The sequence below is a fragment of the Runella sp. genome, from assembly GCF_965279615.1.
Classification (GTDB): Bacteria; Bacteroidota; Bacteroidia; order Cytophagales; family Spirosomataceae; genus Runella.
Genome location: NZ_OZ257252.1, coordinates 2,880,999 through 2,895,288, shown reverse-complemented (window position 1 = coordinate 2,895,288; position 14,290 = coordinate 2,880,999). Strand labels below are relative to the sequence as shown.

Annotated in this window: 10 protein-coding genes; 4 read left to right on the top strand and 6 right to left on the bottom strand. The window is 47.3% G+C overall.

The window, feature by feature from the left end; translation table 11 throughout:
• Positions 1-9: 9 nt before the first annotated feature.
• The gene (hemL, locus tag ACQY73_RS12390) at positions 10-1,299 is read left to right on the top strand and encodes a glutamate-1-semialdehyde 2,1-aminomutase (protein ID WP_428666217.1); all 1,290 of its coding nucleotides are present in this window, start codon (positions 10-12) and stop codon (positions 1,297-1,299) included.
• A gap of 8 nt (positions 1,300-1,307) precedes the next feature.
• On the opposite strand, the gene ACQY73_RS12385 is transcribed toward hemL, so the two are convergent.
• From ACQY73_RS12385 to ACQY73_RS12375, 3 genes are all read right to left on the bottom strand, one after another.
• Positions 1,308-1,706: a type II toxin-antitoxin system VapC family toxin gene (locus ACQY73_RS12385; RefSeq protein WP_428666214.1), complete on the bottom strand. Its 399-nt coding sequence runs from the start codon at positions 1,704-1,706 to the stop codon at positions 1,308-1,310.
• Positions 1,703-1,939 carry a type II toxin-antitoxin system Phd/YefM family antitoxin gene (locus ACQY73_RS12380; RefSeq protein WP_428666211.1) on the bottom strand — a complete coding sequence of 79 codons (237 nt, stop codon included), beginning with the start codon at positions 1,937-1,939 and terminating at the stop codon, positions 1,703-1,705. Before ACQY73_RS12380 ends, ACQY73_RS12385 begins: the two co-directional genes overlap by 4 nt.
• Positions 1,940-2,014: 75 nt before the next feature.
• Positions 2,015-3,946: a heparinase II/III domain-containing protein gene (locus ACQY73_RS12375; RefSeq protein ID WP_428666208.1), complete on the bottom strand. Its 1,932-nt coding sequence runs from the start codon at positions 3,944-3,946 to the stop codon at positions 2,015-2,017.
• A gap of 289 nt (positions 3,947-4,235) precedes the next feature.
• On the opposite strand from ACQY73_RS12375, the gene ACQY73_RS12370 reads away from it, so the two are divergent.
• Both ACQY73_RS12370 and ACQY73_RS12365 read left to right on the top strand, forming a co-directional pair.
• The gene (locus ACQY73_RS12370) at positions 4,236-4,721 is read left to right on the top strand and encodes a cytidine deaminase (RefSeq protein WP_428666205.1); all 486 of its coding nucleotides are present in this window, start codon (positions 4,236-4,238) and stop codon (positions 4,719-4,721) included.
• Positions 4,722-4,917: 196 nt separating this feature from the next.
• Positions 4,918-8,322 (top strand): PVC-type heme-binding CxxCH protein, encoded by a 3,405-nt coding sequence (locus tag ACQY73_RS12365; RefSeq protein WP_428666202.1) that lies wholly within the window; start codon positions 4,918-4,920, stop codon positions 8,320-8,322.
• Between the two features lie 193 nt (positions 8,323-8,515).
• Here ACQY73_RS12365 and ACQY73_RS12360 read toward each other — a convergent pair whose 3' ends face one another.
• The 3 genes from ACQY73_RS12360 to ACQY73_RS12350 form a co-directional block, all read right to left on the bottom strand.
• Positions 8,516-8,920 carry a GxxExxY protein gene (locus ACQY73_RS12360; RefSeq protein WP_428666200.1) on the bottom strand — a complete coding sequence of 135 codons (405 nt, stop codon included), beginning with the start codon at positions 8,918-8,920 and terminating at the stop codon, positions 8,516-8,518.
• A 106-nt stretch (positions 8,921-9,026) separates the two neighbouring features.
• Positions 9,027-11,645 carry a LamG domain-containing protein gene (locus ACQY73_RS12355; RefSeq protein ID WP_428666197.1) on the bottom strand — a complete coding sequence of 873 codons (2,619 nt, stop codon included), beginning with the start codon at positions 11,643-11,645 and terminating at the stop codon, positions 9,027-9,029.
• A 32-nt stretch (positions 11,646-11,677) separates the two neighbouring features.
• Positions 11,678-13,444 (bottom strand): metallophosphoesterase, encoded by a 1,767-nt coding sequence (locus ACQY73_RS12350; protein WP_428666194.1) that lies wholly within the window; start codon positions 13,442-13,444, stop codon positions 11,678-11,680.
• A gap of 180 nt (positions 13,445-13,624) precedes the next feature.
• Here ACQY73_RS12350 and ACQY73_RS12345 point away from each other — a divergent pair, with 180 nt between their 5' ends.
• On the top strand, positions 13,625-14,266 hold the full coding sequence (locus ACQY73_RS12345; protein ID WP_428666191.1) for a response regulator: 642 nt from the start codon (positions 13,625-13,627) through the stop codon (positions 14,264-14,266).
• Positions 14,267-14,290: the final 24 nt, after the last annotated feature.

The following is a 14,290-nucleotide window of genomic DNA, read 5'->3' as shown; positions in this document are numbered from 1 at the left end:
GAAAAACGAATGCAACGTACACAAAGTCAGGAACTTTTTGAAAAGGCAAAACAATACATTCCGGGTGGGGTAAATTCTCCCGTCAGAGCGTTCAGAGCGGTGGGCGGTTCGCCGATCTTTATCAAATCGGCCAAAGGCCCTTACATCTATGACGAAGACGGAAATCAGTATTTAGAATTTATCAACTCGTGGGGGCCGATGATCTTGGGTCATGGGCATGAATTGATTGAAAAGGCCGTTTCGGATGCGATTCAAAATTCGTTTTCGTTCGGCGCTCCTACGCGCAAGGAAGTGGAAATGGCGGAGTTGATTGTCAGCATGGTGCCTTCGGTCGAGAAAGTGCGGATGGTCAATTCCGGCACAGAAGCGACCATGTCGGCCATTCGCGTAGCGCGCGGCTACACAGGGCGTGACAAGATCATTAAATTTGAAGGCTGTTATCACGGCCACGGCGACAGCTTTTTGATTGCCGCCGGCAGTGGCGCCGTGACGATGGGCGTACCCGACAGTCCGGGCGTAACCAAGGGCGTGGCCAATGACACACTTACGGCACCATTCAATGATTTACCGGCGTTGGAGCAACTTGTTGATACCAACCGAGGCCAAATCGCAGCGCTGATTTTGGAGCCGGTGGTTGGAAATATGGGTTGTGTATTGCCCAATGAAGGTTATCTGGAAGCCATTCGAACTTTGTGTACCAAAGAAGGAATTGTTCTGATTTTTGACGAAGTAATGACAGGATTCCGTTTGGCCAAAGGCGGCGCGCAGGAGCGTTTCGGTATTATGCCCGATATGACGACCATGGGCAAAATTATCGGCGGCGGTATGCCCGTAGGCGCTTACGGTGGCAAACGCGAGATCATGGACTGTGTTTCTCCCGCAGGGCCGGTGTATCAGGCAGGTACGCTTTCAGGAAACCCGATTGCGATGTCGGCAGGACTGGCGATGTTGCGTTATTTGGAAGCACATCCGGAAGTATATACCCGTCTGGACGAAGTAGGGAATATCATTACCGCCGGTTTCAAAAGCTCACTTCAAAAATTGGGTTTGAATTATACCATTAATCAGATCGGGTCGATGTTTACGCTTTTCATGACCGACCAACCTGTTACTGATTTTACCTCCGCCAAAAATTCGGATTTGCCATTGTTCGGACGCTATTTTCAGGCTATGCTCAAGCGCGGAATTTACTTAGCTCCTTCGCAGTTTGAAAGTCTGTTCTTTTCTTATGCGCTGGAAGACAGTCATTTACGGCAGTTGATTAAGGCTAACGAAGAAGCTTTAAAAGAAGTGATGTAAGATAGGGTTTACCAAATAACCTTCAACCCTTCGCTCTCATATTTGTGTACATTTTCATCACAACTTATGAGAGCGAGGTCATGTTGAATAGCTTGCCAAATCAGCATTTTATCAAATGGGTCACGATGATAAGAGGCTCTGAGGTGATGATATGTACTAGTGGTTTCGGCGGTTAAAGGAATAATCTTGAAGCCCGTTGCTATGGCGGCTTTCGGAAAATCTTCGGGTATATAACCCTCCAATGTTAATTTGCCAATGGAATACTTTAATGAGATTTCCCAAAAGCTGACAGCACTTACCAAAATCTCATTTTCAGCATTAATAAGTACTTTCTTTGCGGTAGCAGATAACTTCTGCGGCTCTGTTATCGCCCAAATAAGCGTGTGAGTATCAAGTAAATAACTCATAGACCTAAGAATTCTTCTTCGGTCATGCTAAAATCATTTTGAAAGGTGACTTTTCCTTTGTTGGCCAGAATGCCTAAAGAGCGCTTTGTTGTCTTACGGGCTGATGTTGGAATCAGATAGGCAACAATCTCCTTTTTTTTACCAAAAGCAACGGCTATTTCCTCTCCTGCCTGTACTTCCTGGAGTATTTCAGAGAACCGTGTTTTTAAGTCTCCAACGGTCATTATTTTCATTGTTACTTATTTTTTATTCAAATGTAGGTTTTTCTTGACAACTTGTCAAGAAAAACCTACATTTGAAATCTTTGGTTAATTCATCCCCAACACAAATCCATACTTCCCTTTTTGGGCCAATGCCTTATTGGTCAGGATGATGCGCTGTACGGGATGATTGTCCCATTTGGTTTTGAAACTGACGTATTCCATGCCGTCGGTAGAAGGAAGGTCGGTGGAAATGCTCCAAAGCTTAGGGTCGTATTGCAACGTAACGGTTTGATTTTTCCACGTTTTCAAAATGACTTTTCCCGGAGTGGCGATGTCAATGTCACAAACGGTCATGAAGACTTGTTGCAATGAATTTGGCTTTTGATTGAGTGCGTAATCGTCGTTGATCTCTATTGTATTTTTGGCTCGGTTCAGTTTTACCGTCCGGTTCCACGTTGCAATGCCTGCCTCTTTGTCGTAGCTTGGGGCAATGTTCATGCTGAGGGAAGACTCTTTATCGTTGACCGTACTTTTTACGTTTGTGGCTTCGTAACTGCGACCCGCGATTTGCCCTAAACCGTTAATAATGGGTAAATTATGGTATTGTGATTGCGTAAACCACAACTCATAGCGCTTCGAAGAAAACGTACGAGCGGTGTAATTGCCGCGTCCGGCGTCAATAATGACGGGCTCGCCGTTGGCATAAAGCAGAAAATCGCCCACATCATTATGATTATGACTTTCGGCATTGTGACCGCCGTGAGTAGCCATGTAAAAACCGTTGGCGGCGCGGGTTGTTAATACCTGAATGTCGTTGAACCATGCATTTTTAACCGGCTCGTAGCTGTTTTGTGCGGGTTCAATGTTTTTGACCGTTAACAGATTTTGAATTTTTCGCATCCGATGAAAACCGTTGTTGGAAATAGCCGCCGGGTATTTTTCAACTGCCCATTTGCCGAATTGCTTCAACTGCGGATCGTTGATTTTTTGTCCGAAACGATACAACATGATTCCGTCGGGTTTGAGCTTGGGGTCAGCATCGGCAAAATTGACGAAATAATCGTCCGAAATGTGGGTTTTGTATACGTACGAGGCCATTTTTTGAATCAATGGTTCATCGTAAATGGCTACTTTTCCTTTGGTGGATTCGTCGAGCAGTTCGAGACAATCAAAAACGCAGGCACCGGCGGCAAACCAATAACTCGGCCCTTCGTCGCAACCACCGTCTTCGCCCAAACCGTTTAAGTACAGGTCTAAGCCCACCATTGATGCATACAACGATTGCGCACGGCGCGTTTCGTCTTTTTCCAATAATAAATTGGCGGTCATCCAGTTGGACATGATCCACGGATTCCAGTTGTTAACGGCATTTTTTTTGCTCATCCAACCATAACGATCCGGATTTTTGAGCATGGGTTCAAAGATGCGGTTGTTGGTTTCGTAATAGATCCGTTTGCGGACGAGCTTGTTGATCTTGTCCAGTTTTTCGCCCGTAAAATAGTCAGCAAAAGCCAAAACGGAAGCCGTTTCGGCGGCAAAAAGATCCACAATGCGGTCTTCTACGTTAGGCAATCCGGTGCCGCCGATATGAGCGGGAACGCCCCAAAAGCTTTCTTCGCAGATCGACCAAACACCGTTTAGAATAGCTTCTGTAAAACGGCCTTTGTCTTCGATACTTTCTGCCAAAACCATATCGATCAGCGCATTCCGTTTGCCAAATGAAATTTTGCTGTGCCGTTCGCGGTCGCCCGAACGGACAAAATCGAGGGAGAGTGTGGCGGAAATGGGTTCAAATTTGTAATCCAGTACGGCTTCGCCGGCCTTGATGGTTTTGGTAATAACAGAGTCGGGGAGAGCGGCTTTCCATTCTGCCGTCGTTTTGGGATAGGGTTTGAACCGGTTCTGTGGAACCAAGGCTTGTTTGACCGATTCCAAAGAATATTTATTCCCCAAAATGTTGCGTTGGGTAACTTGTGTATGGGCATCAATCTTCCAAAATAGAAGCAATGCGATAGAAAGGGTGAACTGTTTGATCATGAGTTGGAATATAGGTTTATGAATAATCGAATAGTATTGGATGGCAACAATGAAGCTTAAATACTTGATTTGCTTGGAAATAATTGAGTAGACGGTTCGCCGCCGCGATTTCAAATCCGAAAGAGCACGGAGCAGAGATTTATACCCTAAAGTACAAATTTTAGAACGGAACCGTAGGACAGTAAACTAATTTGCTTATTTTTGGAATAAGTGAAGTGGCACTACAAAGAATACCAATTGATTAGACTTGTATTACAGTTCTCAGATAAACCGGCGTCGGTAGTTGCCTATGCATAAATCTGTTTCTTTTGAGTATCAGTTGTTTGACAATGACAACGAATTGGCTCCCGACTTAAGAGCGCTTTTGCAGGCGGCAAATGAAGCTGTTCGGCTTTCTTACGCCCCTTATTCAAAGTTTCATGTCGGGGCCGCGTTGCTGTTGGCTAATGGTGAAATAATCAAAGGGAGTAATCAGGAAAATGCCTCTTTTCCGGCGGGTATCTGTGCCGAACGGGTGGCTTTATCGGTGGCTTCTTCCACCTTTCCTTCAGAAAAAATAACGGCAGTTGCCATTTCATACCGAAACGGAACGGACCCGGATTCGTTGGATCATATTCTCTCTCCCTGCGGAATTTGTCGCCAGAGTTTATTGGAAACCACCCAACGCCAACAACGCTCCATGCGGGTAATCTTAAGCAGCCCATCAGGCCGAATTATTTATTTGGAGAATGCGGACAGTCTGCTTCCATTGGCATTTTCTTCTTATCACTTATAAGTGTTTCTTTCAACCATTACCGTCACTATCGTCGCTATTCGGGATTTTAAATCCCGAATCAGTTTGCTTTCGGATTTCAAATCCGAAAGAGCTGGGCTAAAAATCTGATTTACCATAAGTAAAAACCGATAAGTAGCCGTTTTACTTAGTCATATCGTTAAATTTGCTTCTCTCTAACACAAAACGTTCTATACCCATGCAGTTAAATAAACAGGCTAAGATTCAGCTTTCAGCATCGCTTGGAGTAGCCTTTTTGGTGGTTTCGTGCATGAAGATGCCACGCAGCAGCCAACCCGTTATGATCAGGGAAAACCCTGCCAAGGCGTTGAGCAACGCCAGGGAAATTCGCGAAAAAACGGCCGTAAAATTGGCGGACGGCCTTCAACTCAATCTTTGGGCATCGGATTCTCTGGCTCCCGATCCCGTGGCAATGGCCATTGATGATCAGGGAAGGGTTTACCTCAACCGTACCAATCGTCAGAAAAATTCTGAGTTTGACATTCGCGGTCACCGCGATTGGATGACCGAATCCATTGGTTTACAAACCGTAGAGGATCGCCGGGCTTTTTTGCGGAAAACCTTCTCGCCCGAACGTTCTACGGAAAATGCGTGGTTGGCCGACTTGAATGAAGACGGTTCGCACGACTGGAAGGATTTGGCCGTAGAGAAAGACGAAGTATGGCGCTTGGAAGATACCGACAACGATGGTATCGCCGATGTTTCGTTACGGGTTTTGGAAGATTTTTATGAAGAAGTAACCGACGTAGCCGGCGGAATGTTGGTTCGCGCCAAGGATATGTTTGTGGCCATTGCCCCTGATCTTTGGCGATTGGAAGACCGCAACGGCGACGGAATTATTGATAAAAAAACGTCGATCAGTCACGGCTACGGAGTGCATATTGGTTTCAGCGGTCACGGAATGTCGGGCGTAACGGAAGGACCTGACGGACGTATTTACTGGAATATCGGTGACATTGGCGCCAATATCACCTCTCCGGACGGCAAAAAACATGAGCACCCCAACTCAGGGATCATTGCACGCTCCAATCCCGACGGCAGTGATTTTGAAATCTTTGCCCACGGCTTGCGCAACACCCACGAGTTTGTGTTTGACGAATACGGCAATCTTATTTCATCCGATAACGACGGCGACCACCCCGGCGAAAGTGAGCGTCTGGTACACGTGGTACAGGGCTCAGATGCGGGCTGGCGTTCCAACTGGCAATACGGTAAATACACCGATCCCAAAAACAATAAATACAAGGTATGGATGGACGAAAAACTATTCAAACCCCGTTGGGACGGACAGGCGGCCTATATCATTCCTCCCATTATGAATTACCACAACGGTCCTACGGGAATGGTTTATAATCCCGGTACGGCGTTGGGTTCGGATTGGAAAAAGAAGTTTTTCCTGGTGGAATTTGTGGGAACGCCTACACGCTCGCACATCTGGTCATTTGGCCTCAAACCCAAAGGCGCGTCGTTTGATCTGGACGGAGAAAAAGACATCGTAAGCGGTATTTTGCCTACAGGTATCAAATTCGGTCCCGATGGTGCGCTCTACGTAGCCGACTGGATCAACGGTTGGGATACCAAAAACTACGGCCGCGTGTGGAAACTCGACGTGACCAAAGAGAAGAATGATTTGGCAACTGTTCGTCAGGAAACAAAACGGTTGATCCAACTGAATTATCCTTCGCAAACGGAAGATATGCTGTACTCGTTGTTGTCCAATGCTGACATGCGTATCCGTCAGAAAGCGCAGTTTGAATTGGTAAGTCGGGGCAAAAAAGGTGTACCGATGTTGACCAAAGCCATTGACCAAACCCAAAGCCAATTGGCGCGGGTGCATGGCATTTGGGGAGTAGGCCAATTGGCTCGTATCGACAAAGCCAATGCGTCGTTGTTAATGCCTTTGTTAAAAGATAAAGATTTGGAAATTGTAACGCAGGCCGCCAAAATGTTGGGCGATGCCCGCATCGCAACCGCCGGTAATGACCTGATTCCGTTGTTGAAAAGCCAAAGTCCACGCGTACGTTTTTACGCGGCAGAAGCATTGGGAAGGATCGCCTATGCGGATGCCGTAACGCCGTTGATCGAGATGATAGGAGCTAACAACGACGAAGACGTATACCTTCGCCATGCGGGTGTGTTGGCGTTGTCGCGCATTGGAAAAGTGGAACCTATTGTTGCCTTGGCTAATCACCCAAGCAAAGCGTTGCGTACGGCCGGTGTATTGGTGCTGAGAAGATTGAAAAATGATAACATAGCCTTGTTCCTCAACGACAAAGACGAATACATCGTGGCGGAAGCGGCGCGCGGTATCAACGACGACCTGTCGATCATAGGTGCGTTGCCGGCATTGGCGGCTAAATTGCAGGACAAAGCCATCACTTCTGAAGTGATTTTGAGACGCGCCATCAACGCTGCATTGCGCGTAGGCGGCGACAAAGAATTGGATATGTTGGTTTCCTTTGCTACCCGTACCGACCTGAAAGATGATATTAAAGCCGAAGCATTGGCAACGTTGGGCACGTGGGCAGATCCTTCCGTGATGGACCGCGTGGATGGCCGTTATCGTGGCAAGATCGAAAGAGATCCTGCCGGTGTACGCGCCAAAGTGATGCCACACATTGCCGCCTTTTTGAAAGAAACAAATCCTGAAACATTGATTGCGGTGGCAGGTTTGTTGTCGGATCTGAAAATTTCGGATGCCAATGCGCAATTAGTACAACTCTACGATGCTACCGAAAACGCCAAAGTAAAAGCGGCGATTTTGCCTGCGTTAAACCGATTGAGCTATCCTCAAATGGACGCCCTGATCAAAAAAGGGATGGACGATAAAGACGAAAGTGTGCGTACGGTAGCGTTGGGATTGTTGGATAATAAAAACATGACGAAAGAGACCTTGCCCCTCATTGTAAGTTCGGTCTTTACGAAGGGAACAGTGCGCGAACAGCAAAAAATGCTGGAAGTATTGGGTAAAATGGACGCTGACAAAACGCAGGTGATCTTGGGTGATCTGATCGACCAACTCGCCGCTAAAAAACTGTCGCCCAACCTGTCGTTGGAATTGAAAGAAGCTGTAGATGCATCGGGCGTCGCGACCTTAAAAACCAAAATGGCGTCGCTCAAGCCCGGCGCTTCGGTCTTGGACGAATACGCCGAAACAATGTACGGCGGCAATCGCTTTCAGGGACGGAATATCTTCAATACCAACTCTACGGCTCAGTGTGTGCGTTGTCACGCGATTGGAGGAACGGGAGGTGCCGTTGGGCCATCGTTGACGCACATTGGTGATGCACTCACCCGCGAACAATTGTTGCAGGCGCTCATTGAGCCAAGTGCGCGTATTGCTCCGGGCTTTGGCTCAGTCTCGCTTACGCTCAAAGACGGACAAACCGTAAACGGTACATTGGCGAAAGAAACCCCCGAAGAATTGACCATCAACACCTCTGATGCCGAGCCATTAGTAATTCCGGTAGCGCGCATCACTAAGCGCGAAAATATGCCGTCAGGCATGCCGCCAATGGGCTCATTGCTTTCAAAACGTGAGATTCGTGATGTGATCGAGTATTTGGCAAATCTGAAGAAGTAGTAGGGGGCGCTATCGGTGGACCGTTAATTGTTAACCGTTATTCGTTCAAAAAACCGCCGCAGAGCTTGGGCTTTGCGGCGGTTTTATTTAATGGCATTGGAGGTTTGAAATCAATCGCTTTTATCCGTGTTCCATTTAACGACAATAATGGGACACGGATAACACGGATCCCGAAAGCGTTCGGGAGCACGGATTATACGGATTTTTTCAGTTTCTTTTTGTCATTGTCGAATAGTTTGCGGCGGAGTTCAGGTCTTTTGCCGAAGTTCAGCAGTAAACCTACTTCAATAGTAGTGGCTCGAAGGTAGTTTACTAATTGATTTTCAAAGACTTCTACGATGACTTCGGCGGCTTTTAGCTCTAAAATGATGACATCGTTTACAATCAAATCGGAATAATATTCGCCTACTTCATAACCTTTGAAATGTACTTTTATCTGTTTTTGGACTTCTACTTTGAAGCCTCTGTTTTTGAGTTCCAAATATAGGGCGTTTTGGTAGACTTTCTCCAAAAATCCAAAGCCCAATTCGTTGTAAACGTCATAAAACACTTTGATGATCTGCTCCGTCAGTTCGTTATGTTTTGTTTCTTTCAGCATAAGAATAAAATTTTTAAAATCTGTGTTGCTTGCATCCGTGTCATCCGTGTGCTAAAAAGAATGGAACACAGATGACACGGATGTTTCAACACGGATTTAGACGGATTTAATTACTGCACGCCACATTGGCCCCGATCTGAGCCTTAAAATACTTACTCACGCCGCTCGCCTCGAAGCCAGGGTTAAGCGTTATCGAATTGGAGGCTTTAAAATCTATCGCACCTGCGGGAGCGATGATTTTGGCGGTGGAAGTGATGGATTGTGGCCCCGTACCCGCGTACGTGCCGGAGGTGATCGCCCCTGCGATAGCTGCGTTGCCGGTACCGGAGGGGGTATTGCCCAAATACTCGTACGCGCCTATATCGTAATTAGTGTTAAAAGGAGTGGGGGTTCGGTCCAAATCCAGTGGTAACTGCCCGGCATTGTTACCTGTAGTGGGATTGATGCCCGCATTGATGAGTGTAGAACACCATTTCAGGTGAAAATCACCCGCTGTGGTGGGCGCCGAAGAAAATGCCGGCAGATCCATAAAGTTGGGGTTGACCGTATTGCCGTTGAGGTTGCCCGTTCCGGTAGTTACGCCTTGGACCAAGCTGTAGATAATGGTAGTAGAGGTGCTGCCGCCACCGGAATTGTTGGTAATAATACCGTCTCCGTTGCCGTGCAATACTGCGTTGGCTAAGGGGATGTTTACTGTCCCTCCTTGGCCTTCGTTTCTCATCCCCTCCGGATCATTGCCTGCAATGGTGCAATTTGTGTAGGATATGTTGTTCACCGCTCCCATACTGCCGGCCTTGTTCAGCACACCTCCTCCTGCCGCAATAGCTTTATTGCCCGTAATGAGGCAGTGCAGCACGCGCGTGTTTTTTGTGCCGGTGGTTACAGTGAGAAAGAATCCGCCTCCAACGTTGGCCGAGTTACCCATGATCATACATCGGCTTAGAAGTATATTACTGTTAGTGAAATAGGCACCGCCCCCGGACGAGGCCTGATTATCCGTCAGCTTACACCGGTCAACTTGCACCGTAGAGTTATTGATAACCATGCCTGAATTGGCAGCACCTCTCACTTCAAAGCCGTCAAGGATATTCCCGGACACATTTAGCATGGTTACTACCTGTTTGGAATTATCGCTGCGATTGCCAAAATTGGGCGTATCGTTGCCCGATAGATCTCCGCTGAGTCGGGTGAGATTGGTCGTCAGCAGCAAGGCCGGGTTTCGCTGATTGATGCTTGCTTCCGTTCCGGCAAAGCCGCCGTAGAGCCGATAAGCCGAAGGAATGGTAAAAGCCGCGTTGACATCGTTGGGGTGGGGCTTGTAGGTGCCTTTGGCCACCCACACGTCCATTAGGTCATTGCAGGTTGAGCCGGCAGGTACGGCCAGGGCACTTTGCAAACTCGTATAGGCATTGGCCCACGAAGAACCGTTGTTGGCTCCAACGGCATCGGCTTTGACGTAGCGTACCTTTCCCGTGACAAAATTGGAGGAGTCGCCCGTTTTGGCCATATTGGTCAGGGTGCCGTGGTTGTTGCCCGTAATATTGTTGACCTGCGTCAGCAATTCGTTGTTGCCGTTAGGTACCCCTTCGTTGAAATTGTAAGCGGCCGGCAGATTGGTCAACGAAGGCGATTGGCAATACATATCGTTTTGGACTTCGGCTTCGGTCAGTGCCACGTTGCGCAGGCGTACTTCGTCGATCTCGCCTTTGAAATGATTATTGCCATCGCCTCTTCTGCCCAAGAAAAGCGGCGTGGTATTGTCGGTGGCATTGGGGGTGATATCCGTAAAAGTGCTTCTGAGAATCCCGTCAATGTATAGCTTAAAAGTGATGCCGGATTTGGTGAGGGATACGTGGTGCCATTGGCCGTCATTGATGCTGACGCCCGAAAAGCCGTAGGAGAAATTGGCTCCGTCCCATTGCCCCGCAAACACTTGACCTTTACTGTCGGGGTGATTTTCGTTGAAATACCGGATCACAAAAGGATAGTTGCCGTTGCCATCCCATTTGCTGATAATGTCGTTTTCGGTGCTATTGATTTGGGTGGCATTGGGTTTTACCCAAAGTGATACGCTGAAGTCCTGCGCCGTGGTAAAGTTTCCTACGGTATTCGGAATCACAACGTGGTCATCCACTCCATCAAGGTTCAGGGCCGTGTTTTGGGGTTTATCATCTCCTAAAATGAGGTTGTCTGCCGAAGCCCAAATAGTACCTGTTACCGGTGGAGTAAAGACAATGGAGGTAATGTATTCATTCTCGCCCGTGACCTGAAAACCCGCAAAGCGGTTGTTCAGGTCACAATTCAGTGTACCGGTATAGCCCAAGTTGGTCGTCGCCGTCACCTGAACGGTACCGGCAATGGGAGTACCGCTTTGACTGCTCCCAAACACCTCTGCCCCAAACTTGCGGATGTTATTGCCGAGGAAAGTCATGCTTATGGGTGTGCGTAGGGCGTCGGTTGATAAAGCCCCCCCTGCATTGTAGATTCCTCCGGAAGCAGTGGCAGTGAAGGAAATGGGAGTTTCGGGAGAAGCGCCGGAGCGAACGTAGTTAGCAAACGGCCCGCCGGTCGGAAACTCCGTTTCGGTGTAGGCATAGCCGCCGAGGGCCATAAAAGCGGCCTTTTGGGCGTTGGAAAAGGTACTTAGCTGAGCGTGAGCGGAAGTAAAGGCGGCGGCTGTGATGGCCGCCGCCATGAATGGAAAGAAAATGAACTGTTTTTTCATGAGATTGAATGTAAATGACAATGAAGGACTTGTTAATTACACTCATTGTTCCATTTGGGAGCCACGAAGGTGCCATAGGTTTTGATACAGACCTTGGGGGCAGCAGTGTACTTTTGACTGAAAATATCGGCCCATTTTACCACTGTGTCGCATTGTCCGGTGACCATGATATCGGTGGCATCACTTGGGATGGGAAAGGTGACTTTGTTTCCCAAGGACAGATTATCGGTAGCTTTTACAAAAGGGAGCTTCACACCATTGACCACTTGGAAATAGTGCAGGAAATACCGGGCTACATAGCCGCCTTCGTTGAAAAATGTCACGTAGCCATCTTCTTTAGGTACAGCTACGGGAGTGCTTGGTTTAGGCGTGAAAAGGGGGTATTCACCAATATTCTCCCGTTTCACAACCCCATCTGCACTGGTTACTTTTTCAACGGTCATTTTATTTTTGTCAAATTTTGTCAGGAGGTAATGGTTGTAATCGGCAGAGCCGGAATAAAACAAGGGCACGCCTGAATTGCGATAATCTCTTGTGGCTAAGCCGTGATTTTCATGAACGTGCCCTCCAAAAACTGCCGACACCTGATAGGTTTTGAGGAGGTTGGTAAGTTCGGTAGATTTTGCATCGGCATCATCTCGCTTTTTTAGAGTTGCGCCCTCCGTTTTACTCCCTTTTATATATAAGTCGCTCCAGTGTTCGTAAGGGTCGTGGAAAAGCACAATAATGGCTTTTCCGGCATTACGGGCTTTGGCCAAATCGGCAGCCAGCCATTGAAACGAGTTCGTGATTTTTACCGTTTTTCGTTTAGCCGCTCCAATGGTCACGTAGTTGCTCCATTCCCGTTCGTAAAGCGGATAGTATTGCAGTTGCACAAAATGGACATTCCCTTCATCCCACGAATAGGACAAACTCCCCGAAATTTCGGTGACGAGTGTCCCTTCAAAAAAATCACGCACTTTGTAGTCGGAATTGGGATAGTTTTTGGCTTTCAACTGTTCTGTCATGTACTCCACCATGGTATTGGCGGCGGCATTTTCGTAGGTATCATCTACATTATTGGCGTAATCGTGATTTCCCAGAGATACATGCATGGGAGCCTTGAGGCCGCTGTATATTTCTTTAAATCTGTCCAGTTGCCATTTATGACCAAAATTGGTTAAATCCCCATTGAAAATTACCCCTTTCACGTTTCCCAATTGGCTTGTCAGTTCGTTCATCGTTTTCAAAAACTCTTGGTTGTATTGCTCGGATAATCTCTTTGCTTTATCAACATCATTGGGTTCTTTAACGATATTCTGAAACCAGGGATATTGGGTATCAGAGGCTACGATCATGTGAAAATCATCAGTGGTCACCGTTTTCCACTGAGCACTCCACCAGCCGGGGTTTCCCAAAGCACCCAGTTCCAGCGGGCCGTTTTGATTGTGCAGATAAGTGCCTTTCCAACGGTTAATGATTTGAAAATGGCCGTCTACGGCATTCATTGTCCATTGGGCGCTCCACCATCCCGGCTGAATGGCTCCTGCTTCGAGCGGCCCGTTTTGATTGTGCAGGTACGTGCCGGTCGTTGCGTTTTTGAGGAGTACAAAATTGCCTTCCCCCGTTTTTTCAATGACCCATGTGTCGGTGGCCGTAGCAGTGCTTACGGGCTTACCGTTGATGATACCGATGGCTTCGTTTTTCCATCGGTTGACCAGTTTGACGGGCTGGGCCTGAGCCCGTGAAACGCCGGTCAATACAAACCATAGTGTCATCAGGCTCATTACCTGCAGAAAATTAAATGCTTTGTTTTTCATTATTAAGGGTTATTTGGAGAGTAAAACGATAATTGAACGCCACAAAATTGCCCGAAATCAGAAGGCTGAACAATCACCCCGAAAGGTGAAAAATGAAGTGAGTTTTTTGTGCAAAATCACCCGACAGGGTGATAGCTTTCTACGCAGCCACGTTTTACTTTTGTCTAAATTTCCTAACGTATGACACCTGCCAAAATCAGCATTATAGAAGACAATAAAGTCATCCGGGACAATGTGTCCAAGTTCATCGGCTTTCATGAAGAATTTGAAGTGACGATGGTACACGCTTCCGTTGAATCGTTTTTTCGAGCGCTCGACCTTGACCCGCGCCTGACGATGGATATTATTTTATTAGATATCGGTTTGCCCGGCATGTCGGGCATTGAGGCTTTGCCTTACATATTTGAGCGCCTGCCCGATGTTAACGTTGTAATGCTGACGACCTACGAAGAAGAGGACATTATCCTGAAAGCACTATGCTCAGGAGCATGTTCATACATATCTAAGAAAGCCGGCCTGACGGAAATCGTAGATGCGTTGCGGATTGTCGTCAATGGCGGATCGTACATGTCGCCGTCCATTGCCCGCGAGATCGTCAATCATCTTATGGGCGGCCGCGTAAGTAAAGCCAGTATTTTAACCGATCGGCAAAAAGAAATTCTGGAAATGTTGGTGGATGGCAAAAGCTACGGGGCTATCTCTGAAAAGTTGTTTATTTCGGTTGAAACTGTACGGTCGCACATCAAGAAAATGTATAAAGTGTTGCAGGTCAATAATAAAACGGAAGCCATTACAAAGTACATGAAGGGGCAGATCGGGTAAATAAATTCGACTTAGTTAAGGTAA